This window comes from Haliea salexigens DSM 19537, assembly GCF_000423125.1.
Taxonomy (GTDB): domain Bacteria; phylum Pseudomonadota; class Gammaproteobacteria; order Pseudomonadales; family Halieaceae; genus Haliea; species Haliea salexigens.
In genome coordinates, this window is the sequence record NZ_AUHJ01000014.1 from 1 (window position 1) to 24,122 (window position 24,122).

At 62.4% G+C, this 24,122-nt stretch carries 24 protein-coding genes and 2 tRNA genes; 10 read left to right on the top strand and 16 right to left on the bottom strand.

Annotated elements, in window-relative coordinates:
- The first annotated feature begins 364 nt into the window (after positions 1–364).
- The gene (locus G533_RS0114935; protein WP_027950655.1) at positions 365–1,231 is read left to right on the top strand and encodes a phage integrase N-terminal domain-containing protein; all 867 of its coding nucleotides are present in this window, start codon (positions 365–367) and stop codon (positions 1,229–1,231) included.
- Positions 1,232–1,449: 218 nt separating this feature from the next.
- A complete protein-coding gene (locus G533_RS0114940; protein WP_027950656.1) occupies positions 1,450–2,583 on the top strand; it encodes a tyrosine-type recombinase/integrase in 1,134 nt (377 codons plus the stop codon).
- Between the two features lie 36 nt (positions 2,584–2,619).
- Here the strand turns inward: G533_RS0114940 and G533_RS0114945 are convergent.
- The 11 genes from G533_RS0114945 to G533_RS22225 form a co-directional block, all read right to left on the bottom strand.
- Positions 2,620–2,696: transfer RNA gene (locus tag G533_RS0114945), tRNA-Met, on the bottom strand.
- A 64-nt stretch (positions 2,697–2,760) separates the two neighbouring features.
- Entirely contained in the window at positions 2,761–3,867 is a 1,107-nt protein-coding gene (gene aguA / locus G533_RS0114950) for an agmatine deiminase (RefSeq protein ID WP_027950657.1), read from the bottom strand.
- Positions 3,864–4,739 (bottom strand): N-carbamoylputrescine amidase, encoded by an 876-nt coding sequence (aguB, locus tag G533_RS0114955; protein ID WP_027950658.1) that lies wholly within the window; start codon positions 4,737–4,739, stop codon positions 3,864–3,866. Before aguB ends, aguA begins: the two co-directional genes overlap by 4 nt.
- 11 nt (positions 4,740–4,750) lie before the next feature.
- The gene (gene ychF, locus G533_RS0114960) at positions 4,751–5,845 is read right to left on the bottom strand and encodes a redox-regulated ATPase YchF (protein ID WP_027950659.1); all 1,095 of its coding nucleotides are present in this window, start codon (positions 5,843–5,845) and stop codon (positions 4,751–4,753) included.
- Positions 5,846–5,906: 61 nt separating this feature from the next.
- Positions 5,907–6,479, bottom strand: a complete 573-nt coding sequence (gene pth / locus G533_RS0114965) for an aminoacyl-tRNA hydrolase (RefSeq protein ID WP_035528425.1) — start codon at positions 6,477–6,479, stop codon at positions 5,907–5,909.
- A 44-nt stretch (positions 6,480–6,523) separates the two neighbouring features.
- Positions 6,524–7,171, bottom strand: a complete 648-nt coding sequence (locus tag G533_RS0114970) for a 50S ribosomal protein L25/general stress protein Ctc (RefSeq protein ID WP_027950661.1) — start codon at positions 7,169–7,171, stop codon at positions 6,524–6,526.
- Positions 7,172–7,243: 72 nt separating this feature from the next.
- Complete coding sequence (locus tag G533_RS0114975; protein WP_027950662.1) at positions 7,244–8,176, bottom strand: ribose-phosphate pyrophosphokinase; 933 nt, start codon at positions 8,174–8,176, stop codon at positions 7,244–7,246.
- Positions 8,177–8,214: 38 nt separating this feature from the next.
- Positions 8,215–8,289, bottom strand: a tRNA-Gln gene (locus G533_RS0114980).
- Between the two features lie 17 nt (positions 8,290–8,306).
- The gene (gene ispE / locus G533_RS0114985; protein WP_027950663.1) at positions 8,307–9,137 is read right to left on the bottom strand and encodes a 4-(cytidine 5'-diphospho)-2-C-methyl-D-erythritol kinase; all 831 of its coding nucleotides are present in this window, start codon (positions 9,135–9,137) and stop codon (positions 8,307–8,309) included.
- Positions 9,134–9,709: a lipoprotein insertase outer membrane protein LolB gene (gene lolB, locus G533_RS22220; protein WP_144079902.1), complete on the bottom strand. Its 576-nt coding sequence runs from the start codon at positions 9,707–9,709 to the stop codon at positions 9,134–9,136. Before lolB ends, ispE begins: the two co-directional genes overlap by 4 nt.
- Before the next feature lie 26 nt (positions 9,710–9,735).
- A complete protein-coding gene (locus tag G533_RS22225; protein ID WP_035528429.1) occupies positions 9,736–11,496 on the bottom strand; it encodes a tetratricopeptide repeat protein in 1,761 nt (586 codons plus the stop codon).
- A gap of 214 nt (positions 11,497–11,710) precedes the next feature.
- On the opposite strand from G533_RS22225, the gene hemA reads away from it, so the two are divergent.
- From hemA to rhlB, 6 genes are all read left to right on the top strand, one after another.
- Positions 11,711–13,084, top strand: coding sequence for a glutamyl-tRNA reductase (gene hemA / locus G533_RS22230; protein WP_084639032.1), 1,374 nt, complete (start codon positions 11,711–11,713; stop codon positions 13,082–13,084).
- The gene (prfA, locus tag G533_RS0115005; protein ID WP_027950664.1) at positions 13,081–14,166 is read left to right on the top strand and encodes a peptide chain release factor 1; all 1,086 of its coding nucleotides are present in this window, start codon (positions 13,081–13,083) and stop codon (positions 14,164–14,166) included. The genes hemA and prfA overlap by 4 nt, the downstream gene beginning before the upstream one ends.
- Positions 14,166–14,999 (top strand): peptide chain release factor N(5)-glutamine methyltransferase, encoded by an 834-nt coding sequence (prmC, locus tag G533_RS0115010; protein ID WP_027950665.1) that lies wholly within the window; start codon positions 14,166–14,168, stop codon positions 14,997–14,999. Before prfA ends, prmC begins: the two co-directional genes overlap by 1 nt.
- Positions 14,989–15,747 carry a HesA/MoeB/ThiF family protein gene (locus tag G533_RS0115015; RefSeq protein WP_027950666.1) on the top strand — a complete coding sequence of 253 codons (759 nt, stop codon included), beginning with the start codon at positions 14,989–14,991 and terminating at the stop codon, positions 15,745–15,747. Before prmC ends, G533_RS0115015 begins: the two co-directional genes overlap by 11 nt.
- Positions 15,748–15,814: 67 nt before the next feature.
- On the top strand, positions 15,815–16,429 hold the full coding sequence (locus G533_RS0115020; protein ID WP_027950667.1) for an HvfX family Cu-binding RiPP maturation protein: 615 nt from the start codon (positions 15,815–15,817) through the stop codon (positions 16,427–16,429).
- Between the two features lie 38 nt (positions 16,430–16,467).
- Entirely contained in the window at positions 16,468–17,862 is a 1,395-nt protein-coding gene (gene rhlB / locus G533_RS0115025) for an ATP-dependent RNA helicase RhlB (RefSeq protein WP_240472454.1), read from the top strand.
- On the opposite strand, the gene cysZ is transcribed toward rhlB, so the two are convergent.
- On the bottom strand, positions 17,848–18,582 hold the full coding sequence (gene cysZ, locus G533_RS0115030) for a sulfate transporter CysZ (RefSeq protein WP_027950669.1): 735 nt from the start codon (positions 18,580–18,582) through the stop codon (positions 17,848–17,850). The two genes, rhlB and cysZ, sit on opposite strands and share 15 nt — an antisense overlap.
- A gap of 83 nt (positions 18,583–18,665) precedes the next feature.
- On the opposite strand from cysZ, the gene smrA reads away from it, so the two are divergent.
- Complete coding sequence (smrA, locus tag G533_RS0115035) at positions 18,666–19,271, top strand: DNA endonuclease SmrA (RefSeq protein WP_027950670.1); 606 nt, start codon at positions 18,666–18,668, stop codon at positions 19,269–19,271.
- A gap of 39 nt (positions 19,272–19,310) precedes the next feature.
- On the opposite strand, the gene G533_RS0115040 is transcribed toward smrA, so the two are convergent.
- Genes G533_RS0115040 through gatC form a run of 4 tightly spaced genes read right to left on the bottom strand, consistent with a single transcriptional unit; the run spans position 19,311 to position 22,834 of the window.
- Positions 19,311–19,601: a PA4642 family protein gene (locus G533_RS0115040; protein WP_027950671.1), complete on the bottom strand. Its 291-nt coding sequence runs from the start codon at positions 19,599–19,601 to the stop codon at positions 19,311–19,313.
- Positions 19,598–21,064 carry an Asp-tRNA(Asn)/Glu-tRNA(Gln) amidotransferase subunit GatB gene (gene gatB / locus G533_RS0115045; RefSeq protein WP_027950672.1) on the bottom strand — a complete coding sequence of 489 codons (1,467 nt, stop codon included), beginning with the start codon at positions 21,062–21,064 and terminating at the stop codon, positions 19,598–19,600. Before gatB ends, G533_RS0115040 begins: the two co-directional genes overlap by 4 nt.
- Positions 21,061–22,518, bottom strand: a complete 1,458-nt coding sequence (gene gatA / locus G533_RS0115050; protein WP_027950673.1) for an Asp-tRNA(Asn)/Glu-tRNA(Gln) amidotransferase subunit GatA — start codon at positions 22,516–22,518, stop codon at positions 21,061–21,063. Before gatA ends, gatB begins: the two co-directional genes overlap by 4 nt.
- A gap of 28 nt (positions 22,519–22,546) precedes the next feature.
- Positions 22,547–22,834: an Asp-tRNA(Asn)/Glu-tRNA(Gln) amidotransferase subunit GatC gene (gene gatC / locus G533_RS0115055; protein ID WP_027950674.1), complete on the bottom strand. Its 288-nt coding sequence runs from the start codon at positions 22,832–22,834 to the stop codon at positions 22,547–22,549.
- A gap of 240 nt (positions 22,835–23,074) precedes the next feature.
- On the opposite strand from gatC, the gene G533_RS0115060 reads away from it, so the two are divergent.
- Positions 23,075–24,112 (top strand): rod shape-determining protein, encoded by a 1,038-nt coding sequence (locus tag G533_RS0115060; RefSeq protein ID WP_027950675.1) that lies wholly within the window; start codon positions 23,075–23,077, stop codon positions 24,110–24,112.
- The last annotated feature ends 10 nt before the right edge of the window (positions 24,113–24,122 follow it).

Consider the following 24,122-nt stretch of genomic DNA (forward strand, 5'->3'; position numbering starts at 1 on the left):
GTGCCGCATCATCCGGGTAGCGCTCATTCAAGCCTCTCCCGCTCCGTATGGGGATCTGTTTTAAAACCGCTGTTGATAGTCGGGCGCTCATGCCCGGTTTGAACGACAGTCTCTTCAATCACGCAAGCACACTGGCGGTCAGTGCGTTCTGCTCAATCCAAAAAGGAGAAAGTTCCACCCCAGCCTTTGGCTGGATAACCGTTGGTTTGCACGGGCCAGTTTTCTTGCGAAAACACACCGTGCTGTCTATGGCCAGACACATTCAGGTCAACCGGGATTGGTGTCCCGTGATCGTACTGCTTCGGCGGACCTGCGCAGCAATGTTGCCAGGTGATCAGAAACACTCACCTACGGATACAACACTATGCGAGACCTGAACTACCAACTGAAATTGTTATGCAAACACAGTCACGAAGGCAGCTTCGAAACCCGGTTGGGCCGAGAGCGCCAGTTGAGCGCTATCGCCAACCAGTTACACGACTTGGGGTTCCGACAACTAAAGGCTACATCCCTCAAGCAAAAGCATGTCCAGTCTCTGGTGGACCTGTGGCTCAAACAAAACCTTTCCCCCGGCACCATCAAGAACCGGATGAGCTGTTTGCGCTGGTGGGCAGAGAAAGTGAACAAACGGGCTGTAGTAGCCGGCGGTAACGATTTCTATGGCATACCGGACCGGCAGTTTGTGTCCGAGCAGAGCAAGGCGAAAGACCTGGCCGAGGAGCAACTCGCTCAGGTCAAGGATGAACACGTTCGTATGAGCCTGCGCCTGCAACAGGCCTTTGGGCTAAGGCGGGAAGAAGCCCTCAAGATCCAGCCCCGTTGGGCGGACCGGGGCAAGCACCTGCATCTCAAGGCCAGCTGGACCAAGGGCGGGCGGGAGCGCACGGTGCCGATTCGCACTATAGAGCAGCGAGCTTTACTGGAACAGGCAAAACAACTGGCAGGGCTGGGTTCCCTGATCCCCGGTGGCCGGCAGTACATCGAGCAGCTGAGAATCTACGAGCGCCACACTGCCAATGCCGGGTTATCGAAAATGCATGGCCTGCGCCATGCATATGCCCAGCAGCGCTATCGGGAACTCACCGGCTTGCCATCGCCCCATGCGGGTGGGCCTTCCAAAGCAAAACTCAGCGACGCTCAAAGACGAAGGGATCATGAGGCCCGCCTGACGATAAGCAAAGAGCTGGGCCATGTCAGAGAGCAAATCACTGCTGTTTACTTGGGGCGCTGAGAGATGACTTCGATTCTCCCCAGATTTATTCGTTTGCGTGATGCTCCCGCCTATTTGGGAATGGACAAGAACCGATTCAACCGGGAGGTTCGGAAAAGCCTCACGGAGATTCCCATCGGTAAGCAGGGCATTGCCTTTGATCGGCTTGAAATGGACGCCTGGGCGGAGCAGTATATGGACCGCTGTGGGTGTTCGCCAAAGCATAGAGGAGATTTCCTATGTCAAAGCGAATCCCGGGCCTCTACAAGAGAGGCACCCAGGGCATCTGGCACATTGATAAATGCGTCAGGGGGTATGGCCGACTTCACGAGAGCACTGGAACAAGCGAGCTCGAGGAGGCGGAAAGGTACCTGATCCGACGATTGGAAGAGATGCGCAAGGCGAATGTTTACGGCATTCGAGTGGAGCGCTCTTTTCGGCAGGCGGCCACCAAGTTTTTGCTGGATTACCAGCACAAGCGCAGTATTGGCCGCTATGCACAATCCCTGAAAATTCTGGATCCGCATGTAGGTGATCTGCCTTTGCGCCGGGTCCATCAGGGCACGCTGGAGTCGTTTATCCGGCATCGTCGTAAGCAGGGTATGCGAGCTAATACCATCAACCGTGATTTGGCGGTGGTGCGGCGAATTCTGACTCTTGCCACCCGATTATGGCGGGATGAGTCCGGTTTGACCTGGCTCGAGACGGCCCCTTTACTGCAATTACTCGATTGTGACGATGCCCGCAAGCCGTATCCCTTATCCTGGGAAGAGCAGTCGAGGTTGTTTGCGCGCCTGCCGGAACACTTAAGGGAAATGGCCTTGTTCAAGGTCAATACTGGAACACGGGAGCAGGAAGTGACTTGTTTGCAGTGGAGTTGGGAAGTATCGATTCCCGAGCTGAAAACCAGTGTGTTTGTTGTCCCCGGTAATGGCGTTAAGAATGGTGAGGATCGATTGGTGGTGATGAATGCTGAGGCGCGAGCGGTGATCAATCGTCAGCGCGGCAAGAGTTCAGAACATGTGTTCACCTACTCAAAGGCTAAGCCAGTTGATCGCATCAATACCAAGGCTTGGCGCAGAGCGCGGGAGGAGGCTGGATTGCCGCAAGTGCGGGTACATGATTTGAAACATACGTTCGGTCGCCGGTTGCGGGCCAAAGGTGTCAGTCATGAAACCCGGCAGGTGCTCCTGGGCCACAAGAACGGCCAGATCACGACACACTATTCCGCTGCAGAAATTGGGGAACTGATAGACGCGGTGGAGAAAGTGAGTTGGTCGGGTAGTTCAGCGCCGACGCTGACCTTGATTAAAAATGAAAACTCCCGCAAATCTCCCGCAGTTGGGAGACGGGAAAACGTAAAACCGGTTTAATCGATCTGTAAGTTGCTGTTTTTGAAAGGAAATAAGTGGTAGCTACGGGTGGACTTGAACCACCGACCCCAGCATTATGAATGCTGTGCTCTAACCAGCTGAGCTACGTAGCCACAATTTCCGCGTGGGACTGCTGTCCCGAGAAGGCGCGCATTTTCCTAATTTTGCCGGAGCAAGTCAAGCGCCTGAGGGCCGTGGTTGCTGCTGCGTAATGCAGTGAATATTGCCCCCCCCGAGCAGGATCTCCCCCCCCGGCACCATTACCACCTCACGCTCAGGAAAAAGCCTCTCCAGCGTATCGCGCGCAACCGCGTCCATTGGGTCGTCGAAACCCGGCATCACGATGCCGCCATTGACGATGAGGAAGTTTACATACGAGGCCGCCAGCCGCTCGGGTCGGCCGTGTTCATCAGGCACCTGGCCGACCGCACCGCCTTCGCTTTCAAGAATGGCATACAGGGGTGCCGGAATGGGGATGGTGTGGACGCGCAGGGTTCTGCCTTTGGCGTCGTGGCTGGCCTCAAGCACCTCCAGCGCGGCGCGGCAGCGGCTGTAATTGGGGTCCTTGGCGTCATCAGTCCAGCACAGCAGGACCTCGCCGGGCGCCACGAAACAGCAGAAATTGTCGACGTGGCCGTCGGTTTCGTCGTTGAACATGCCCTCGGGCAGCCAGATGATGGTGTCCACTGCCAGGTAGTCGCGCAGGTAGGTCTCGATCTCGCCCTGGGACAGCCGCGGATTGCGGTTGCGGTGCAGCAGGCATTCGGCCGTGGTGATCAGTGTGCCTTCCCCATCCACGTGGATGGAGCCGCCTTCCAGTACGAAGCCGGGCGTCGCGTAGCGCGCAACCCCTTCCAGCTGTGCGACCTTGCGGGCGACCTGGCTGTCGATGTCCCAGGTGGGGTAGAGGCCGCCATCGTGGCCGCCCCAGGCATTGAAGTCCCAGTCCACCGCTGCCAGGCTACCTTTGTCGTCAATGACGAAGGTGGGACCGCAGTCGCGCATCCACACATCGTCGCTGGAAAGCTCAATGACAGTGACACCGGGGATGTCAGATAGCTGCTCTGAGGCGTTCAGGAACTGTGCCTGTGAGGTGCCTACTGTGACGGGTTCGAAGCGCGCAATGGCGGCTACCACGGCCCTGAATGCGGTTTGCGCGGGTTCAGCGCCGGCCCGCCAGCTGTCGGGGCGTTCCGGCCAGAGCATCCACGTCCGCGTGTGCGGTGCCCACTCTGCCGGCATGTGATAGCCGTCGGCACGCGGCGTACCGGTTTTCAGGCTCACGCGTGTTCGCCGTCCAGGGTATTGATGGGCGCGTACAGGGGCGGGCGGCGGTCACGGAATACTCCCCAGGCCGTGCGCATTTTCTCAATGGCGTCGAGGTCGAAGGTGTGCACCAGCACGCTTTCGTGCCCGCCGTCGGCATGTTCAACCAACTCACCGGTATGGTCGGCGATAAACGAGCCGCCGTAGAAGGTGATATCGCTGTCTTCCTGTACTTCACGGCCGATGCGATTGCTCGCAATCAGCGGCATCAGGTTGGCGCCGGCGTGGCCCTGTTGTACCCGCGTCCAGTGCTCCCGGGAATGGATGTCGGGGTCGTGGGGTTCACTGCCGATAGCGGTGGGGTAGAACAGCAGCTCGGCGCCGAGCAACGCCATGCTGCGGGCGCTCTCCGGAAACCACTGGTCCCAGCAGATGCCCACGCCGATGCGCGCGTAGCGGGTGTTCCACACCTTGAAACCGGTATCGCCGGGGTTGAAGTAGAACTTCTCGTGGTAGCCTGGGCCATCCGGGATGTGGCTCTTGCGGTAGTTGCCGAGCAGGCTGCCGTCGGCGTCGATAATGGCCACCGAGTTGAAGCGCGCGCGACCCGCCAGCTCGAAATAGCTGATCGGCAGGACGACCTGCAGCTCGCGAGCCACGGCCTGAAAATGACGGATAGCGGGGTTATCCGCCAGCGCCGTGGCCAGCAACATGTGGTCTTCATCCGGTTTCTGGCAGAAGTAGGGCGTTTCAAACAGCTCCTGCAGCAGGATGACTTGCGCGCCGGCCCGGTGCGCCTCGCGCACCAGGCGTTCGGCGTTGGCGATATTGGCCTCGCGGTCCCAGCTGCAGGCCATTTGGGTGGCGGCGACGGTCACTGTGCGTGCCATGCGGGTGCCTCCTACACGTTGAAGCGGAAGTGGATGACGTCCCCATCCTGAACGATATAGTCCTTGCCCTCAAGGCGCCAGCGTCCGGCATCCTTGGCGCCCTGCTCACCTTTGTGGGCGATGAAGTCGTCGTAGCCGATAACTTCGGCGCGAATGAAGCCTTTCTGGAAGTCCGTGTGGATCACGCCGGCAGCCTCTGGCGCCGTGGCCCCCACTCGCACGGTCCAGGCTCGCACTTCCTTGACGCCGGCGGTGAAGTACGTCTGCAGGTTCAGCAGCTCGTAACCGGCGCGGATCACCCGGTCCAGCCCCGGCTCGTCCATACCCAGGTCTTGCAGGAATTCCTGGCGCTCGGCATCCTCCAGCTCCACGATTTCGGACTCCAGCTTGTTGCAGATCGCCACCACAATGGCGCCCTCGCTGGCGGCGATCTCCCGTACGGTGTCGAGGTAGGGGTTGTCGTCGAACCCCTCTTCATCGACGTTGGCGATGTACATGGTGGGCTTGATTGTGAGCAGATGCAGCGTTTTCACCAGTGCCTGTTCGCTGTCATCAAAAGCCAGCGACCGCACCGGCAGTGCCTCGTTCAGGTGTGGCAGCAGTTTGTTCTCCAACAGCGCTTTCAGGGCAATGGCCTCTTTGTCGCCACCCTTGGCGTTGCGCGTTACGCGCTGCAGCTGTTTCTCACAGCTTTCCAGGTCGGCCAGTGCCAGTTCGGTGTTGATCACGTCAATGTCCGCTCGCGGGTCGACACGGTTTGCCACGTGAATGACATTCTCGTCGTTGAAGCAGCGCACCACATGTGCAATGGCGTCGGTTTCACGGATATTGGCCAGGAACTGGTTGCCCAGGCCCTCACCTTTGGAGGCACCGGCAACGAGCCCGGCGATGTCCACGAACTCCATAGTGGTGGATATTTCGCGCTGCGGTTTGACGATCTCCGCGATGCGCTTCTGCCGCGGGTCGGGTACCGGTACCACGCCGGCATTGGGTTCGATGGTGCAGAAAGGGAAGTTCTCGGCATCGATGCCGGCCCGCGTCAGGGCGTTGAAAAGGGTCGATTTGCCCACGTTGGGCAGGCCGACAATGCCACATTTGAAACCCATGTCTGATTCCTGTTTTTGCTAAACGAATGTCTTGGGGCGAGTGTTGTGTAGTGCGCGCGGTTCAGGGCGCGTTGAAGCTGTGCAGTTGGGTCATCGCGCGTGTGTCCTCCCCGGCCAGAAACTGTGGCAGGGCGTCCATTGCGGCATCGATGCTGGCCTCGATGCGTGCCTGATCAACCGCGCTGGCCCGGCCCAGTACATAGCCCGTGACCTGGGATGCGTGACCGGGGTGGCCAATGCCGATACGCAAGCGAGCGAAGCCGTTGTTGTTGCCCAGCCGAGAAACGATATCGCGCAAACCGTTGTGGCCGCCGTGGCCGCCGCCGCGCTTGAAGCGCGCGGTACCCGCTGGAATATCGAGTTCATCGTGTGCCACCAGAATGGCTTCTGGCGCAATTTTGAAGAAATTTGCCATGGCCGCTACGGACTGTCCGCTGCGGTTCATGAAGGTGGTGGGAATGATGAGCCGGATATCCTGGCCCGCACACTGGATGCGTGCGGTCAGGCCGGAAAAACGGGATTCCGCTTGCAGTGTGGCGCCATGCTGACGCGCGAGCGCCTCGACAAAGTCGGCACCGGCGTTATGACGGGTTCCCCGGTAGTCGCTGCCCGGGTTGCCCAGTCCGGCAATCATGGAGATAGTGCTTGCCAACGCCAGTGCCTCGCCGTTGCGAGAAATCAGTCCTCGCTGCTGCTGTCCGAGCTGCTGTCTTCGGAAGAGTCCTCTTCCGCATCGCTGCCGCCTTTGGGGGCAACAACAGAAGCGACCGCCAGGTCGTGGTCTTCACCCAGTGACAGGGCAACAGAGGTAACACCGGCGGGCAACGCGATATCCGACAGGTGGATGATGTCGCCGGTCTTCACCTCGGCCATATCGACTTCGATAAACTCGGGAATGTCGCTCGGCAGACACAGTACTTCGATGTCGGTAGCCTGATGCTGAATCATGCCGCCCTGAACTTTGACACCATGACAGGTTTTTTCGTTCAGGAAGTGAATGGGCACGTGCACCTTGATGGCCACTTTTTCACTGACACGCATGAAGTCAGCGTGGGTGACGCTGTTGCGTGCCGGGTGACGTTGCAGATCCTTGAGGATGGCCTTCTCTTTCTTGCCGTTGATGTTGATTACCAGCACGTGAGAGAAAAACGCTTCGTTTTCCAGCGACTTTTCCAGATCCTTGCGGATGATGGACAGAGGCTGGGGGTCTTTGTCGCCGCCGTAAATGATAGCGGGGACCTGGTCGGCGAGACGACGCAGGCGGCGGCTCGCACCTTTCCCCATGTCCTCACGCACTTCTGCGTACAACTCAAATTGGTCAGACATTGTCTGCACTCCTTTGATGACTCACTGCTTCGCCTGCGACCGGCTACACAGTGGGTGGGTTAAGCGCTGTTCCTACTGAAACAGCGCGCTGATGGATTCCTCGTTGGATACCCGGCGAATCGACTCTGCCAGCAGATCCGAAATGGTCAGCTGGCGGATTTTCGAGACGGCCCGGGCGTCCGCGCTCAGCGGAATTGTGTCGGTGACGACCAGCTCGTCGAGCTGGGAATTGCGTAAATTATCCAGCGCACGGCCAGACAGCACCGCATGGGTGCAGTAGGCAACAACCTTGCTGGCACCGCGCTCCTTGAGCGCATCGGCGGCTTTGCACAGCGTGCCGGCGGTATCGACCATGTCGTCGACCAGCAGGCAGATGCGGCCGTCCACTTCGCCGATCAGGTTCATGACCTGTGCTTCATTGGCTTGCGGGCGGCGCTTGTCGATGATGGCGAGGTCGGCGTCATCGAGCTGCTTGGCGATGGCCCGTGCGCGCACCACGCCGCCAATGTCGGGTGATACGACAATGAGATTTTCGTAATTGCAGTCGAGAATGTCCGCATTCAGGATGGGAGAGCCGTAGACGTTGTCCACCGGGCAGCCAAAGAAACCCTGAATCTGCTCGGCGTGCAGGTCAACGGTGAGGACCCGATCGACACCTACGGATACCATCATGTCGGCCACGACCTTGGCGGTGATGGGCACGCGCGCGGAGCGCACACGGCGGTCCTGACGGGCATAGCCGAAGTAGGGCACCACGGCAGTGATGCGTGCGGCCGACGCGCGGCGCAGTGCATCAATCATCACCAACAGTTCCATCAGGTTGTCGTTGGTGGGTGCGCAGGTAGGCTGGACGACAAACACATCCTTGCCGCGCACGTTCTCGTTCAATTCGACCGCAATTTCGCCGTCGCTGAACTTGCCCACGCTGGCTTTGCCCAGGGAAAGATAGAGTCGGTTGGCAATCTTCTGGGCCAGTTCCGGGTTTGCATTACCCGTAAAGACCATCAGCTTGGAGGACACGGCACTTCTCTCCTGGGGGGATATGGCTGGGGTGGTAGGATTCGAACCTACGAATGCCGGGATCAAAACCCGGTGCCTTGCCACTTGGCGACACCCCAATAATTCGTTGTAGACTTCAGGCCAGTGCCCTCAGTGCTGGTGATTCGTTGGCTGCTCGTGCAACAAAGGCTGCCCAGGGTTCGGGTACCTGTTGCTGCACGGCGAGCGCCTGTTCCCGGGTGCCAAAGGCGGCAAATACACAGGAGCCAGTGCCGGTTAGCCGGGGCTCGGCAAATTGCCCAAGCCAGTCAAGCGCGTCACCTGTTTCAGGGTAGCGGGCCACAACCACCGGCTGGCAGTCGTTGCGATGTACCCCCTGAAAAAAGGCGGCCATTGTGATCGGCAGGCTGTCTCGTGTCAATTCCCGGTCGGAAAAAATTTCCGCCGTGGGCACGGCACAGCGCGGCTTGAGAACCAGGTACCAGGTATCCGGCAGCTCTACCGGGGTCAGCACCTCGCCGATGCCCTCCGCCCAGGCGCTGTGGCCAGCCACGAATACCGGTACGTCGGCACCCAGGGTGGCCCCCAGCGACTGCAACGCGGCCGTACTCATGTCCAGGCCCCACAGCCGGTTCAGTGCCAGCAGCGTGGAGGCCGCATTCGATGAGCCGCCGCCGAGGCCGCCGCCCATGGGGATCTGTTTATCGCAGGTGATGGTGGCGCCCAGCGTGCCGCGCTGCAGCAGTCGCGCCGCGCGCAGAATAAGATTATCGGCCGGCGCAATGTCGCTGCCCGGCATGTCCAGCCGCAGCGCGCCGCTGTCATCCGCGGCAAAAGTCATCCTGTCGCCCCAGTCCAGCAGCTGGAATACGGTTTGCAGAGTGTGATAACCGTCCGCCCGGCGCCCTGTGACATGCAGGAACAGGTTCAGCTTGGCCGGCGAAATCAGTGTCAGCATGCGATTCATGGCGTACCGCCTGCCTGCCAGTGCTGAATGATGACTTTGGCGCGCGTTGCACCGCGCTCGAGGGTCAGCCGCGTCGGCAGGACATGAGCGCCTACCTGTTGATAGCGCTCGTAGCGGATCTGCCAGCCCGATTGCAGCAGCAGCTGCAGCAGGTTGTCGGCGAGATCCAGGGTGACAGGGGCGGGTTCCGGCGCCGGTATGCCTTTGAGCCAGTAGGGCAGGGATGCGAGCGGGAGATCCCAGCCAGTTTCCCGCGCCATCACGTCCGGTGAGGAGAGGTCAAAGCGTCGCAGGGTTTCTCCCTGAGTGACTTCCAGGATGCGCCCGTCGCTGTGCAGCTGGGTGGCCTGCAGACCCAGCGGGCCGCTGAGTTGCACGGTGGTGGCGCTCTGCTGCTGCTGCCAGCTGAGGTTGGCGGACTCGGCCTGTTGGCCGTTGCGCAGGGCGATCTTGCCTGTGGCAGACCAGTGCTCCAAAGCCAGCAACTGCTGCTTGCGCTGCAGCCAGGTATCCTCCGGGACTGGCGCCGTGGCGCACCCGGTCAGCCACACGCCCATGCACAACAGGGCCACGTATCTGCAGTGGGACAGTAGCCGTTTCACTCGCCGCTGAGCTGTGCGGGTGGCACCTGCAGGCGCTGCAGCGTCTGCAGCAGGGTGCGGTGTTCGGGGTCAAGCTGCAGGCCGCTGCGCCAGATGGCAAGGGCATCGTCTTCGCGCCCCAGGGTCCAGAGCACTTCGCCCAGGTGCGCCGCAACCTCCGGGTCCTGCAAGCCGGTCCAGGCACGCTGCAGGTAGTGCAGTGCTTCCTCGGCCCGTTCCTGCCGAAAAAGTACCCAGCCCATGCTGTCGAGAATGGCGGGTTCCTCTGGCGCCAGCGTGAGCGCGCGTGAAATCAGCTGCTCGGCCTCTGCAAAGCGGTTGCTGTTGTTGCTCAGTGTGTAGCCCAGGGCATTCAGGGCCGTCGCGTTGTTGGGGTTGCCTTGCAGGATGTAACGCAGGTCGGCCTCCATGCCTTCCAGGTCACCCAGCTGCTCGCGCAGCATGGCGCGGCTGTACCGCAGGGAGCTGGCATCCGGCAGTGCGGCCAGGGCCTGATCCAGCAGTGCCACGCTCGCGTCGAGCAGATCCGCCCGTGTGAGCAGTTCCGACTCCAGGGCAAACAGCTGTTCAGCAACGGCGCTGTAGGCATCGCGCTGCTGATCGAAGAATGCCGCGCTTTCACTGACGTTGCCCTGTTCAATCAGCAGGCGGCCGACGCGCCCGCGGGCATTGAAAAACTCACGGCTGCCGGGGTCTTCTACCTTGCGGTAGGCGGCGATCGCCTCGTTCGGCCTATCCTCCTGTTCCAACACGCGGCCCAGGTAGTAATTAGCCTCATCAACCCGTTGCTCCAATGCCAGCACCTGGCGCAAATAGGCTTTGGCCGCGAGAGTGTCGCCGGCGTCCTGGTTGAGCAGCGCGAGAGAGAGAAGCAAATCACCGTCACGCGGGGAGCGCGCGGAGAGAATTTCAAACTGGCGGCGCGCGGCATCGATGTCCGAACGGGTCAGCAGGCGAGCGTACTGCAGGCGCAGGACACTGTTGTCGGGTTGTTCGGCCAGCGCGGCCTCGATGCGCCGGAAGGGCTGCTTCTCTTCTGCCTCCACGCGTAGTTTGGCATCCAGCATGAGACCCTGCGTTTGCCCGGGCTCCTGTGCCAGCAAGCGCTCCACGGTGGCACGCGTGCCGGGCGTGTCTCCGAGTTCATCGAGAATCAGGGCGTGGGTAAGCAGCAGTCCGCTGTCCTCGGGGCGCTCGTTGAGCAGTGCGGCAACGGCGTCGGCGAGTGCCGCTTTCTCACCTGTCGGCAGGTCGCGGAAGCCGCTCAAGAGCATCGGAAAGTTGGCTTGCAGGTCGTTGCGGGCAACCACCGCGAGGTGTGGCACCGCCTGTGCGGGTTGGCCCTTGCGGATTAACAGGGTTGCCAGGGTGTTGTTGGCCTCGGCGCTGTCTGGTTCCAGCTCAACCCACAGGCCCACCGCCTCGTAGGCCTCGGGCTCGCGCTTCATGAACTGGGCGAGGTGCGTTGTGTGTGCGCTGACCGCCGGTTCGCGCAGCTTCGGCGCCTGCTGCAGATAGGTGGAAAGTGCCGTGTCGTAGTCGTTGCGGCGCAGGGCAAACTCAGCCACCAGCAGGGGGTAGATGCTGTCGGCCGGAAAAGCGCGCTCCGGGGGTTCGGGTGCTTCTGCCGTTGCGGTGTCTGCCGCTGCTGGCGGCGTGGCGTCAGGATCCGTTGCCGGCGAAGGGGCGGGGGTCGGGTTGGACGCACAACCCCCCAGCGCCAGCAGGAGCGCACTTGTCAGCAAGAGTCGGAGCATGGTCGGGGCAGCGATAGGGTTCCAGCTTGGGCCTCTAATATTGACACACTCGGCGGGTGAATCCCAAGTGTCGCGCGGGTCTTTGCTGTGGCGGGGGCGTAACATGCCTGTCATTCGGCGTATAACTTGGTAGAATTGGTGCCCCTCAACACTGGATGTGGTCCGGTTCGCGGCGTCTTCCCGGCCCGCCACCCTCGGAGCCTCGCACGCGGTTATGAACCTCATTGCCCTCGGAATCAACCACAACTCGGCTGGCGTCGAAGTGCGCGAGCGGGTGGCGTTTGCGCCGGAGCAGGTGACGGAAGCGCTTGAGGACGCCTGTGAGCATGCGGGGCTGGACGAGATCGTGATCCTGTCCACCTGCAATCGCACCGAGCTCTACGCCATGGTGCCGGAGGCCGCGCGGGGCGCCGAGAAGTCGGCGCAGCTGGTGGACTGGATTGCCAACTACCACCACCTGTCCCGCGATGAACTGCGCCGCGCTGCCTATTACTACGAAGCCGCGGATGCGCTGCGACACATGGTGAAAGTGGCCAGCGGGCTGGACTCCATGGTGTTGGGAGAGCCGCAGATATTCGGCCAGCTCAAGTCGGCCTACGCCGTCGCTGCCGAGGCCGGCACGATCGGTGCGGACATGGGCCGCCTGTTCCAGAAGATCTTTGCCCTGGCCAAGCGGGTGCGCACAGACACCGCCATCGGCGAAAACCCGGTCTCGGTTGCCTACGCGGCGGTCGACCTCGCCGGACATATTTTTTCCGACCTGGCGGCTTGCGATGCGTTGTTAGTCGGTGCCGGTGAAACGATTGAACTGGTGGCCCGGCACCTCATCGAGGCGGGTGTGCGGCGCATTGTGATCGCCAACCGAACGCTGGGCAGGGCGCGTGAGCTGGCGCAGAAGTTCGGTGCCGAGGCGGTGCTGCTGGCGGAAATTCCGGAACACTTGCCGCACGCGGATATCGTGATTACCTCCACGGCCAGCCAGCTGCCTATTCTGGGCAAGGGCGCGGTGGAACAGGCGATCAAGGTGCGCAAGCACCGGCCGGTATTGATGGTGGACATCGCTGTGCCGCGTGACATTGAAGCGCAGGTGGCCGAACTGCCGGACGTGTATCTCTACACGGTGGATGACCTGCGGGACATCGTCGAGCAGAACCTGCGCAGCCGCCAGACGGAGGCGCGCAAGGCCGATCAGCTGATAGAAGAAGGCGTCAGCCAGTACCTGGAAGAGCTGCGCAGCCTTGCCGCGGTCGACAGCGTGCGCCAGTACCGTGACCTGGCTGAATCGATTCGCGAGCTGGAATTGCAGCGTGCCCTGCGCGCTCTGGCCCGCGGCGATGACCCGCAGCAAATCGTTGCGCAGCTCGCGCGCGGCATCACCAACAAGCTGATTCACGCCCCCACCGCCGGCCTCAAGCGCGCCAGTGCAGAGGGCCGACAGGATCTTCTGGCTGGCGCACGCCGACTGCTGGGACTGGAAGGTGCCGGCCCCACCATCCACAATGCCGGCACAGACAAGCCCGCCGACGGCGACGCAACATTGCCTGTCACATCGCAAGCCCAATCCCGAGTAGATCGAACCCTGCAATGAAAGCTTCCCTGCTGACCAAACTGGATGCCCTCACTGATCGCCACGAGGAGGTATCGGCACTGCTCGGCGATGCCGAGACCATCGCTGACCAGAACCGCTTTCGGGAGCTGTCTCGCGAATTCTCCGAGCTGGAACAGGTGGTAAGCTGTTACCACGACTACAGCCGTGTGCGCGCAGACCTCGACGAGGCGCGCAGCATGCTGCAGGAGGCGGACGCCGACCTCGTGGCCATGGCGGAAGAGGAAATCAGCAGTGGTACCGAACGCCTTGAGACGCTGGAGCGGGAATTGCAGACGCTGCTGCTGCCCCGCGACCCGCAGGACTCCTGCAACGTGTTCCTGGAGATTCGCGCGGGCACGGGCGGTGACGAAGCGGCAATTTTCTCGGGTGACCTGTTTCGCATGTACAGCCGCTACGCGGAAACCATGGGCTGGAAAATCGAGGTTCTCTCCGAGCGTCCGGGCGAGCACGGTGGCTTCAAGGAAATCATCAGCCTTGTCGAAGGGCGCGACGTGTACGCCCACCTCAAATTCGAATCCGGTGCGCACCGGGTGCAGCGGGTTCCCGAAACAGAGTCGCAGGGGCGCATCCACACGTCGGCCTGCACTGTGGCCGTGATGCCGGAGCCGGACGAGGTGGCGGTGGGCGCCATCAGCAAGGGCGACATTCGCGTGGACACCTTTCGCGCCTCTGGCGCCGGTGGCCAGCACGTCAACAAAACTGATTCCGCTGTGCGTATCACCCACCTGCCCAGTGGCATCGTGGTCGAATGCCAGGACGAGCGCTCGCAGCACAAGAACCGCGCGCGGGCCATGTCCCTGTTGCAGGCGAAACTGCAGACCTCGGCGCAGGACAAGCAGGCGGCAGAGCAGGCCGAGCAACGGCGCAATCTGGTCGGTACCGGTGACCGTTCGGACCGTATCCGTACCTATAACTTCCCCCAGGGACGGGTGACAGATCATCGCATCAACCTGACGCTGTACAAACTCGACGAGGTGATTGCGGGCGAGCTGGGCGCCGTCATTGGCCCCCTGCGGCAGGAATACCAGGCCGACCAGCTGGCGGCTCTGGCGGCGCATTGATGTCCGCCGTCGAGGCTTGCCTGCGCGCCGGCAACGATCTGCCGGGTGACAGTGCACGCCGCGACGCCGAAATTCTTCTCACCCATGTCCTGGGCAAACCCCGCAGTTGGCTCTACGCCTGGCCGGATGCACAGCTGACGCCCGCGCAGGCCGAGCATTATGTCGAGCTGCTGGCCAGGCGCCGGGCGGGGGAGCCAGTGGCGTACCTGACTGGCGTGCGCGAGTTCTGGTCGCTGCACCTTGAGGTCACCTCGGCCACACTCATTCCGCGCCCGGAGACGGAAACCCTGGTTGACTGGGCGCTGGCGTTGCCCTTGCCGGCGGACGCCCGTGTGCTGGACCTCGGCACGGGCACTGGTGCCATTGCCATCGCCCTGGCGGTGGAGCGCACCGGTTGGGACGTCACCGCGCTGGATGCCGCCGCGCCCGCCCTCGCCGTGGCTGAGCGCAATGTCGCGCGGCTCTGCCCGGGCCGTGTGCAGTGCCTGCAGTCGCACTGGTTTGCCGCCGTGGCCGGCCAGCAGTACGCTCTGGTGGTGAGTAATCCGCCCTACGTAGAGAGCGACAGCCCCTGGCTGGCACAAGGTGACGTGCGCTTCGAGCCGGCCTCGGCACTGGTCGCCGGGGAGCAGGGGCTGGATGATCTCCAGGCACTGTGTGCGGCGGCACCGGCACATGTGGCGCCCGGCGGCTGGCTGCTGCTTGAGCACGGTTACCAGCAGGGGGTGGCGGTGCGCGAGCTGATGCGGGCGAGCGGCTTTGTCGCCGTTGAGACGCGCTGCGATCTCGCCGGCCATGAGCGGGTCACCGGTGGTTGCTGGCGTGCTGACTGAATCCGAACTGGCGCGGTACAGCCGGCAGATTCTGCTGCCCGATTTCGATATTGCGGGGCAGGAGACACTGGGACGGGCCTGTGTGCTGATTGTGGGTCTGGGTGGTCTGGGCAGCCCGGCGGCGCTGTATCTCGCCGCGGCCGGGGTGGGTCACCTGCGGCTCGCTGACGGCGACACGGTGGAGCTGAGTAATCTGCAGCGGCAGATCGTACACGACGAGGCCTCGCTGGGGGTGAACAAGGCGCGGTCCGCGGCGCAGCGGTTGGCGGCCCTGAACAGCACCACGCAGTTGCACGTTTTCGAGGAACGCCTGCAGGGCAGGGCGCTGGCCGTTGCGATCGCCGGGGCGGACCTGGTGGTGGATGCCAGCGACAGCTTTGCCACTCGCTATGCCCTGAATCGGGCGTGTCTTGAGGCGGGGGTGCCGTTGCTGTCGGCCGCCGCAGTGCGCCTGGAAGGGCAGCTGGCCCTGTTCGATACGCGCTCGGGTGGAGCCTGTTACCGCTGCCTGTATCCGCTGGCCGCGGCGGACGACCAGCGTCAGGCCTGCGCCGAGAGCGGCGTGCTCGGACCGGTGGTGGGCATACTGGGTTCGCTGCTGGCGCTGGAGGCGGTGAAATACCTGGCGGGCATGCAGACTTTACAAGACGAGGTGCTGATGCTGGATTTACGTACCCTCGCCCAGTACCGTCTGCGCCTCCAGCGCCGCCCGGAATGCAGCGATTGTGGCAGCGGCGCGGTGCCGTGAGCGCACAGGGCGGCAAACTTTTTGCCCGCCGCGGGGTCACACAGTCACGCACGGGAGAGAATGCACTATGAATTGGCTGGTCGGGCAATACTACCGCTTGCACAATGGGGTGTTTGGCGCTCTGCGCCACGTGGACTGGCTGGCGCCGCTGGCGCTCAGATTGTATCTGGTTCCGGTGTTCTGGATGGCGGGCACGCAGAAAATCGCTGGCATGGAGAGCACCATCGAGTGGTTCGGCAATGCACAGTGGGGCCTCGGCTTGCCGTTTCCCGCGGTGCTTGCCCACCTCGCTGCCTATACCGAGGCGATAGGCGCCCTGCTGTTGCTGATCGGCCTGGCGACACGCTGGGTGGCAGTGCCGCTGCTGATCACCATGCTGGTCGCCGCCTGGTCGGTGCACTGGCAGAACGGCTGGGCCGCGATTGCCGACTCAGGCGCGGAGAAGATAGCTGTGCGCCTTGGTACGGCGCGCGATATCCTGCGTGAGCACGGCAACTACAGCTGGCTCACGGAGCACGGTAACCTGGTGGTGCTCAATAATGGCATCGAGTTTGCCGCGACCTATTTCGTCATGCTGTTGGCGTTGTTGTTCACCGGCGGCGGGCGTTTTGTCAGCGTCGATTACTTCCTCGCGCGCCTGTATCCGCGCAGCGGCACGGCGCGGACAAAAATGCTAGACTAGCGCACCTTTGCATGCTTGAACCCAGACAGGACGCAACCTTGATCAAGAGCTTACTCGGCCGTGGTAGCAAGAGCGCCAACAGCGACTCAGCCACGCCGCCCCCCCCGATAGCCACCGGCAGCGATTCGACCCATGATTCCACGCACGGCAAACCCGCGCGTGGCCCCGGCCACAGTGACCGCGGCCAGGGCAAGTCCGGCAAGCAGCGCGCGCGCAAGGCCGCGGCCCCCGAAAAGCCCTGGAGCCTGGACGACTTCCCCGTGGAGCCCGAGGAGGGCAAGACGCGCTTCCATGACCTCGGCCTGCGGGACGAGTTGATGCGCGGCATCGCCGGTCTCGGCTTCAGCTATTGTTCGCCCATCCAGGCGGCAATTCTGCCGCACACCCTGCAGGGTCACGACGCGATCGGCAAGGCGCAGACGGGTACCGGCAAGACCGCCGCATTCCTGATTACCGTGTTCAACGACCTGCTCTGCCATCCGCAGGAAGGTGAGCGTTTCCTCGGTGAGCCACGGGCCCTGGTGATTGCACCGACGCGGGAGCTGGTCATGCAGATTGCCGCCGATGCCGAGGATCTGGCGCGCTTTTCCGGCCTCAAAGTGGTGACGCTCATTGGCGGTATGGACTACCAGAAGCAGCTCAACCGGCTGAACAGCGATGTGGTCGACCTCGTGGTGGCCACTCCGGGGCGCTTGATCGACTTCATGCAGCGCCGCGACCTGTTCCTGGATCGCGTGGAAACGCTGGTGCTGGATGAAGCGGATCGCATGCTGGACATGGGCTTCATTCCCCAGGTGAAGCGCATTGTGCGTGCCACACCTGCCAAACAGGACCGGCAGACCCTGCTGTTTTCTGCGACCTTCACCCAGGACATCATCAACCTGTCGCAACAGTGGACCTGGGAGCCGGTGACGGTGGAAATCGAGCCTGACCATGTCGCCACGGACTCCGTGGAGCAGAAGGTGTACCTGGTCAGCAGCGAGGAGCGCTACCGGCTGCTGGTCAACCTGGTGCGCAGCCCGGAAGCCAGCGCAGTGATCGTGTTTGCCAATCGCCGCGACCAGGTGCGCAGGCTGCATGAACGCTTGCGCAAGGCTGGCGTGTCCTGTGGCATTCTCTCAGGTGAAATTCCCCAGGCCAAGCGCACGAGCACCCTGGCGCAGTTCAAGAAGGGTGATATCAAGGTGCTGGTGGCCACCGATGTGGCGGGCCGCGGCATTCACGTCGACGGCGTGAGCCATGTAGTGAACTACAATCTGCCTGAAGACCCCGACGACTATGTGCACCGCATCGGGCGCACCGGACGGGCGGGCGCCACCGGGATTTCCATCAGCTTCGCCAGCGAAGACGATGCGTTCCTCCTGCCGGACATCGAAGCCTTGCTGGGTGAGCGGCTCGAGTGTACGCACCCACCGAAATCACTGCTCGCGTAACTCCTCGCACCAGAGCAGGGTGGCGCCGACAACCGCCGCGGGTACCACGAAGAAATTGATCACGGGTATCCCGGCACAGAGCGCGACCACGCCGCCAAAACCCAGGCTGCTCAGCCGCTTGCGAGCCACCGCGGATTTCACTGCGGCAAACCCCAGTTGGTGGTTGTCTACCGGGTAGTCCACGAACTGGATGCTCATCATCCAGGCGCCAAGCAGGAACCAGAGCAGCGGTGCCGCCAGGTTGACACCCGGGACGAAACTGAGGATCAGCACCAGTAGTGCCATGGGAATGTAGTAGGCCAGCTTGGCCAGTTCCCGCAGCAGCGCGCGGGGCACTGAGAGCAGTGCTGCCACAGGTCCTTCCAGGGCATCAACGGGCTGTCCGGTGAGCAGCTCCTCGGCTTTTTCTGCAAGGAGGTTGTTGAACGGCGAGGCGATCAGCAGCGCCACGGCGGTAAATGTGTAGCCGGCGATCAGGCCGAACACCGCCACCAGCAGTGGCCAGATTATCCATTCCAGAAAACCCAGCCAGCCCGGCAGGGCGGCCATCCACTCATTGATGGTGCGCCCGAGAAAGCTGAAGGTGAAGCCCAGCAGCGAGGCGAAGATGATGATGTTCACCAACAGGGGGACGATGACGAACAGGCGCAGTGCGGGGTGAGTGAGTAAGCGGGCCCCGCGGAACAGATAGTCCGCGCCGCGAGCAAGGTTGCCTTCCATTCTGAGTGTGACTCCTCGTTGGTGGGCGTGAAACCCGATGGGCTGGCGCGCTATAATGATGCACTGCATGGGAGCGGGAAGCCATGGCTGACGACGAATCTGAGCTGTTTTTCCAGGAAGTGGCGGATGTGAAGCCACTCAGACGCGAGCGCCGGGTGCAACTGGCCCCCGGTGGCGATGACCGCGACCGCTCGCTCGCGGAGCGTCGGGAAGCGGCGGTTACCGGCCGCGAAGCGGACAGGAACACCCTCAGCGACCGCGACGCGGAGCCGCTGGATGCGTGGTATGTGCTGGAGTTCAAGCGTCCCGGCGTGCAGAACGGTGTGTACCGGAAGCTGCGTCAGGGACGCTATGAGCAGGAGGCGCGGCTGGACCTGCACCGCATGACGGTCGCCGTGGCGCGGCGGGAGCTGTTTGCCTTTCTCGAGCAGTGCCACGAGCTGGGCCTGCGCAGCGTATTGCTGATTCACGGCAAGGGCGAACGCAAGGTGGAGCGAGAGCGCAGTGCGGTGCTGAAAGGGCATGTGCACGTGTGGCTACAGGAAGTGCCCATCGTGCAGGCCTACCACAGCGCCCAGCCACAGCACGGTGGGACCGGCGCGGTCTATGTGCTGTTGCGCAAGAGCGAAGAGCAGAAACGCAAAAACCGTGAACGCTTCATGAAAGGACGCGTGCCGATCGATCGCTGACCCCGGCGGGCGTCCCGGGTATCGCGGCGTGTTCGCGTGTCAGTGCCCGCCGGCCTGACGCAGGATAGTCGCGTACTCGGCGCCGTGACGGTGCTCCTCGATGATCTCCACTACCGTGCGGCCGTCCTTGCCCGTGGCCGCGAGGTTGCGTCCGTCCGCAACGAAATAGCCGACGAAGAGTTCAAAGTCGGCGGCGCGCATGCTTTGGTAGGCTTTCAGCAGCATATGGAAGTCGTGGTCAGAGCCGTCGTGCGCGCGCACGCCGAGAAAGCTGCGGATGTGGTCTTCGGTCCAGACCTCGTCGATGACCTTTTCCTTGTCTTTTCTCATGTGTCTCCGTTTTTTCCGGCGTCTGCCAGTTGCTCGTTGAGTAGATTGCTGACCATCTGCGGGTTGGCCTGTCCGCGGGACAGCTTCATGATCTGGCCCACAAAGAAGCCGGACAGCTTCTTGCGCCGCCCTTCATCAGCGGCCAGGTATTGTTGGACCTGCTCTGGATTGTCGCGGATGACCTCCGCCACCATGGCCCGCAGCGCACTACTGTCACTGACCTGACGCAGCCCACGCGCTTCGATGATGCTGTCGGCGTCGCCTTCGCCGGCCCACATGGCCTCGAACACCTGCTTGCCGATCTTGCCGGAAATGCTGCCATCCAGGATGCGCTGCAACAGCACCGCCAGCGCCGGTGCATGCACCGGGCTCTCGCTGAGCTGCAGGTCGTTGCGGTTGAGTTGCCCCAGCAGTTCCACCTGCACCCAGTTGGCCGCGATCTTGGCGTCGCCGCAGCCCTTCGCCACCGCTTCATAAAATTCGGCCAGTGGACGTTCCGCGGCCAGTACTGTGGCATCGTAAGCGCCGAGTCCGTAGTCGGCGATAAAGCGTTCACGGCGGGCGGCGGGCAATTCGGGCAGGCTGGCGCGGATGCTGTCTACCCAGCTCTGCTCAATCACGACCGGCAGCAGGTCCGGCTCTGGAAAGTAGCGATAGTCGTTGGCGACTTCCTTGCTGCGCATGGAGCGGGTTTCGTCGCGGTCGGCGTCGTAGAGCCGTGTTTCCTGCACCACCTTGCCCCCGGATTCGAGAATATCGGCCTGCCGTTCCACCTCGTGGTGGATGGCCTTTTCCACGAAGCGGAAGGAGTTGACGTTCTTGATTTCGGCGCGCGTGCCAAGGGTTTCGCTGCCCGCCGGCCGCAGTGACAGGTTGATGTCACAGCGCATGGAGCCCTCGGCCATGTTGCCGTCGGATATGCCCAGGCTGGTCACCAGGCTGTGCAGCGTTTTCAGGTAGGCAACGGCTTCCTCGGCACTGCGCAGGTCCGGTTCACTGACAATCTCCAGCAGCGGGGTGCCGGCGCGGTTGAGGTCGATACCGGTCTGGTCGTGGAAGTCCTCGTGCAGCGACTTGCCCGCGTCCTCCTCAAGGTGGGCGCGGGTGATGCCAATACGCCGCACGCTGCCATCCTCGAGCTGGATGTCGAAGTGGCCGCGGCCCACGATAGGCTCCTGAAACTGGCTGATCTGGTAGCCTTTGGGCAGGTCGGGGTAGAAGTAGTTCTTGCGGTCGAACACCGAGCGCAGGCCAATCTCCGCACCGATGCCGAGGCCGAACATGACCGCGTAACGCACCGCCTGCTCGTTCAGTACCGGCAGCATACCGGGCATGGCCAGGTCGACGGCGCAGGCCTGGGTGTTGGGCTCGGCGCCGAAACGTGTGGCGGCGCCGGAGAAAATTTTCGACTCGGTGGCCAGTTGCAGGTGCACTTCCAGCCCGATCACCACTTCCCAGTTCATAGGCCCGCCTCCGGTGGTAACTGCAGGTGCCAGTCACTCGCCTGCTGCAACTGGTGCGCCACATTCAGCAGGCGGGACTCGTCGAAATGCTGGCCAATGAGCTGCAGGCCAACTGGTAGTCCATTGACCTGGCCAGCTGGCACCGACATGGCGGGCAGGCCGGCCAGGTTGACCGCCAGGGTGTAGACATCCTCCAGATACATGGACACCGGGTCGCTGGTTTTGGCGCCCAGGCCAAAGGCGGGACCGGGGGTGGTGGGGCCGGCGATGACGTCCACGTCGGTGAAGGCATCGAGAAAATCCTGGCGGATCAGTCGTCGCACCTGCTGGGCCTTGCGGTAGTAGGCATCGTAGTAGCCAGCGGACAGTGCGTAGGTGCCGACCAGTATGCGCCGCTTCACTTCCTCGCCAAAGCCTTCCTGCCGGCTGCGCGTATACAGGTCGTGCAGGTTGCGGGGATTCTCGCAGCGGTGCCCGTAGCGCACGCCGTCATAGCGAGACAGGTTGGTGGAGGCTTCGGCCGGCGCGATGATGTAGTAGGTGGGAATACTGAGCCCGGTGTGGGGCAGGGTGATGTCCACCAGCGTTGCGCCCTGCAGCTCCAGCAGGGCCAGGGCGGCGCGAACACGCTCACCGGTAGCCTGTTCCAGGCCTTCACCAAAATATTCCCGCGGCAGCCCTATGCGCAGCCCGGACAGAGGCTGCGCAAGCTGGGCCGTGTAGTCCTCTACGGGCTGTTCCGAGGAGGTTGAGTCCTGGGGGTCGAAGCCGGCGATCGCGTTGAGCAGCAGGGCACAATCCTCGGCAGTGCGCGCCATGGGCCCGCCCTGGTCGAGACTGGAGGCGTAGGCCACCATGCCCAGGCGCGAAACCCGGCCATAGGTGGGCTTGAGTCCGGTAATACCGCAGAAGGAGGCTGGCTGACGGATGGAGCCGCCGGTGTCAGTGCCGGTAGCCAGCGGTACGAGGCGCGCAGCAACAGCCGCGGCGGAGCCGCCGGACGAGCCCCCGGGCACCCGGCTGGTATCCCAGGGGTTGCGGCTGCTGCCGTAGAAACTGGTTTCACTGGATGAGCCCATGGCGAATTCATCCATGTTGGTCTTGCCCAGCAGCACCGTGCCGGCATCCCGCAGGCGCCGGGTGACCGTGGCGTCGTAAGGGGGAATGAAATTGTCGAGCATTTTCGAGCCGCAGCTGGTGCGCAGTCCGCTGGTGCAGAAAATATCCTTGTGCGCCAGCGGGATACCCAGCAGGGGCGCCGTCTCGCCGGCTGCCAGGCGCGCATCGGCCTGCCTGGCAGCGTCCAGGGCACCCACTTCGTCAACAGAGATGAAGCTGTTGTAGTGGGGATCCAGCGCGCGGATGCGCTGCAGACAATGCTGGGTCAGCTCGGTGCTGGAAAAATCCCGGTTGCGCAAGCCGAGCGCAAGCGCTGCGACAGAAAGATCATGCATGTGATGTCCCGAGGGCGGCGTTGCCGCTTCATTCAATGACTTTGGGTACCAGGTAGAGGCCGTTTTCCACTGCCGGGGCTATGGCCTGGAAGGCCTCGCGCTGATTGGCCTCGGTGACCGCATCCGCGCGCAGGCGCTGCACCGCATCCAGCGGGTTGGCCATGGGTTCCACGGCTGCGGTGTCTACAGACTGCAGCTGATCGACGAGGCCGAGAATGGTGGCAATGCGTGCCGTGACCTCTGCGGCCTCTTCGGCGGGGATACGCACCCGCGCCAGTTCGGCCAGTTTTTCAATGTCGTCCTGGTGTACTGTCATTACTTTCACTACCGTCAGCAAGCCGGCCGCCTTCGCGGCGGGGGCGTAAAGTTATCACATTTGCGCCTTGCCCAAAATCCCCGCCATTGATACAGTTATTCGCCAAGTTACACACCGCAGAATAATGAGTGAAGCGGTCTCTCAGCTGAGGGCAGTCCCGGCCCCGAAAGGCCGCCGCAAGGGGTGTCGCTGAGCTCTGGTATGGAGTTCCCCGATCTATTCAAAAGGTAATCAAAATTCATGTTGAAGAAGCTGCGCGGCGTGTTCTCAAACGATCTTTCTATCGATTTGGGTACAGCGAACACGTTGATTTATGTGCGCGACAAGGGAATTGTGCTCAATGAGCCCTCGGTGGTGGCTATCCGGTTTCACAACGGGCAGAAAACCATTGAAGCGGTGGGCACCGAGGCGAAGCGCATGCTCGGTCGTACGCCGGGTAACATTACCGCTATCCGTCCACTCAAAGACGGTGTTATCGCCGATTTCCAGGTAACCGAGAAAATGTTGCAGCACTTTATCGCCCGGGTGCATGAAAGTCGCTTCATCCGTCCGAGCCCGCGTGTGCTGGTGTGTGTGCCCTGCATGTCGACTCAGGTTGAGCGTCGCGCCATCCGCGAATCCGCGCTCAGTGCCGGAGCGCGTGAAGTGCGCCTGATTGAGGAGCCGATGGCAGCGGCAATCGGCGCGGGTCTGAACGTCGAGGAAGCCACCGGCTGCATGGTGGTGGACGTGGGCGGTGGCACCACTGAAATCGCCATCATTTCCTTGAACGGGGTGGTCTATCGCGATTCGCTGCGCATTGGTGGCGACCGCTTCGATGAAGCGATTGTGTCGCACGTGCGTCGTCGCTACGGCAGCCTGATTGGCGATGCCACGGCCGAGCGCATCAAGCAGGAAATCGGCTGCGCATTTGCCGGCAGCGAATTGCGCGAGATTGATGTGCGTGGCCGCAACCTCGCCGAGGGTGTGCCGCGCAGTTTCACGCTCAACAGCGACGAAATCCTGGAGGCCCTGCAGGATCCTCTGCAGTCCATTGTCCAGGGCGTGAAGTCGGCGCTGGAGCAATCACCGCCCGAACTGGCCGCCGATATCGCCGAGAGCGGCATCGTGCTCACCGGTGGTGGTGCACTGCTACGCGATCTCGATCGTCTTATTTCTGAAGAAACCGGCCTGCCCGTGATTGTCGCCGAAGACCCCCTGACCTGCGTGGCACGGGGCGGCGGTCGTGCCATGGAGCAGATGGATCGCCACACGATTGACCTGCTCTCTACCGAGTAAGGCACGCGGC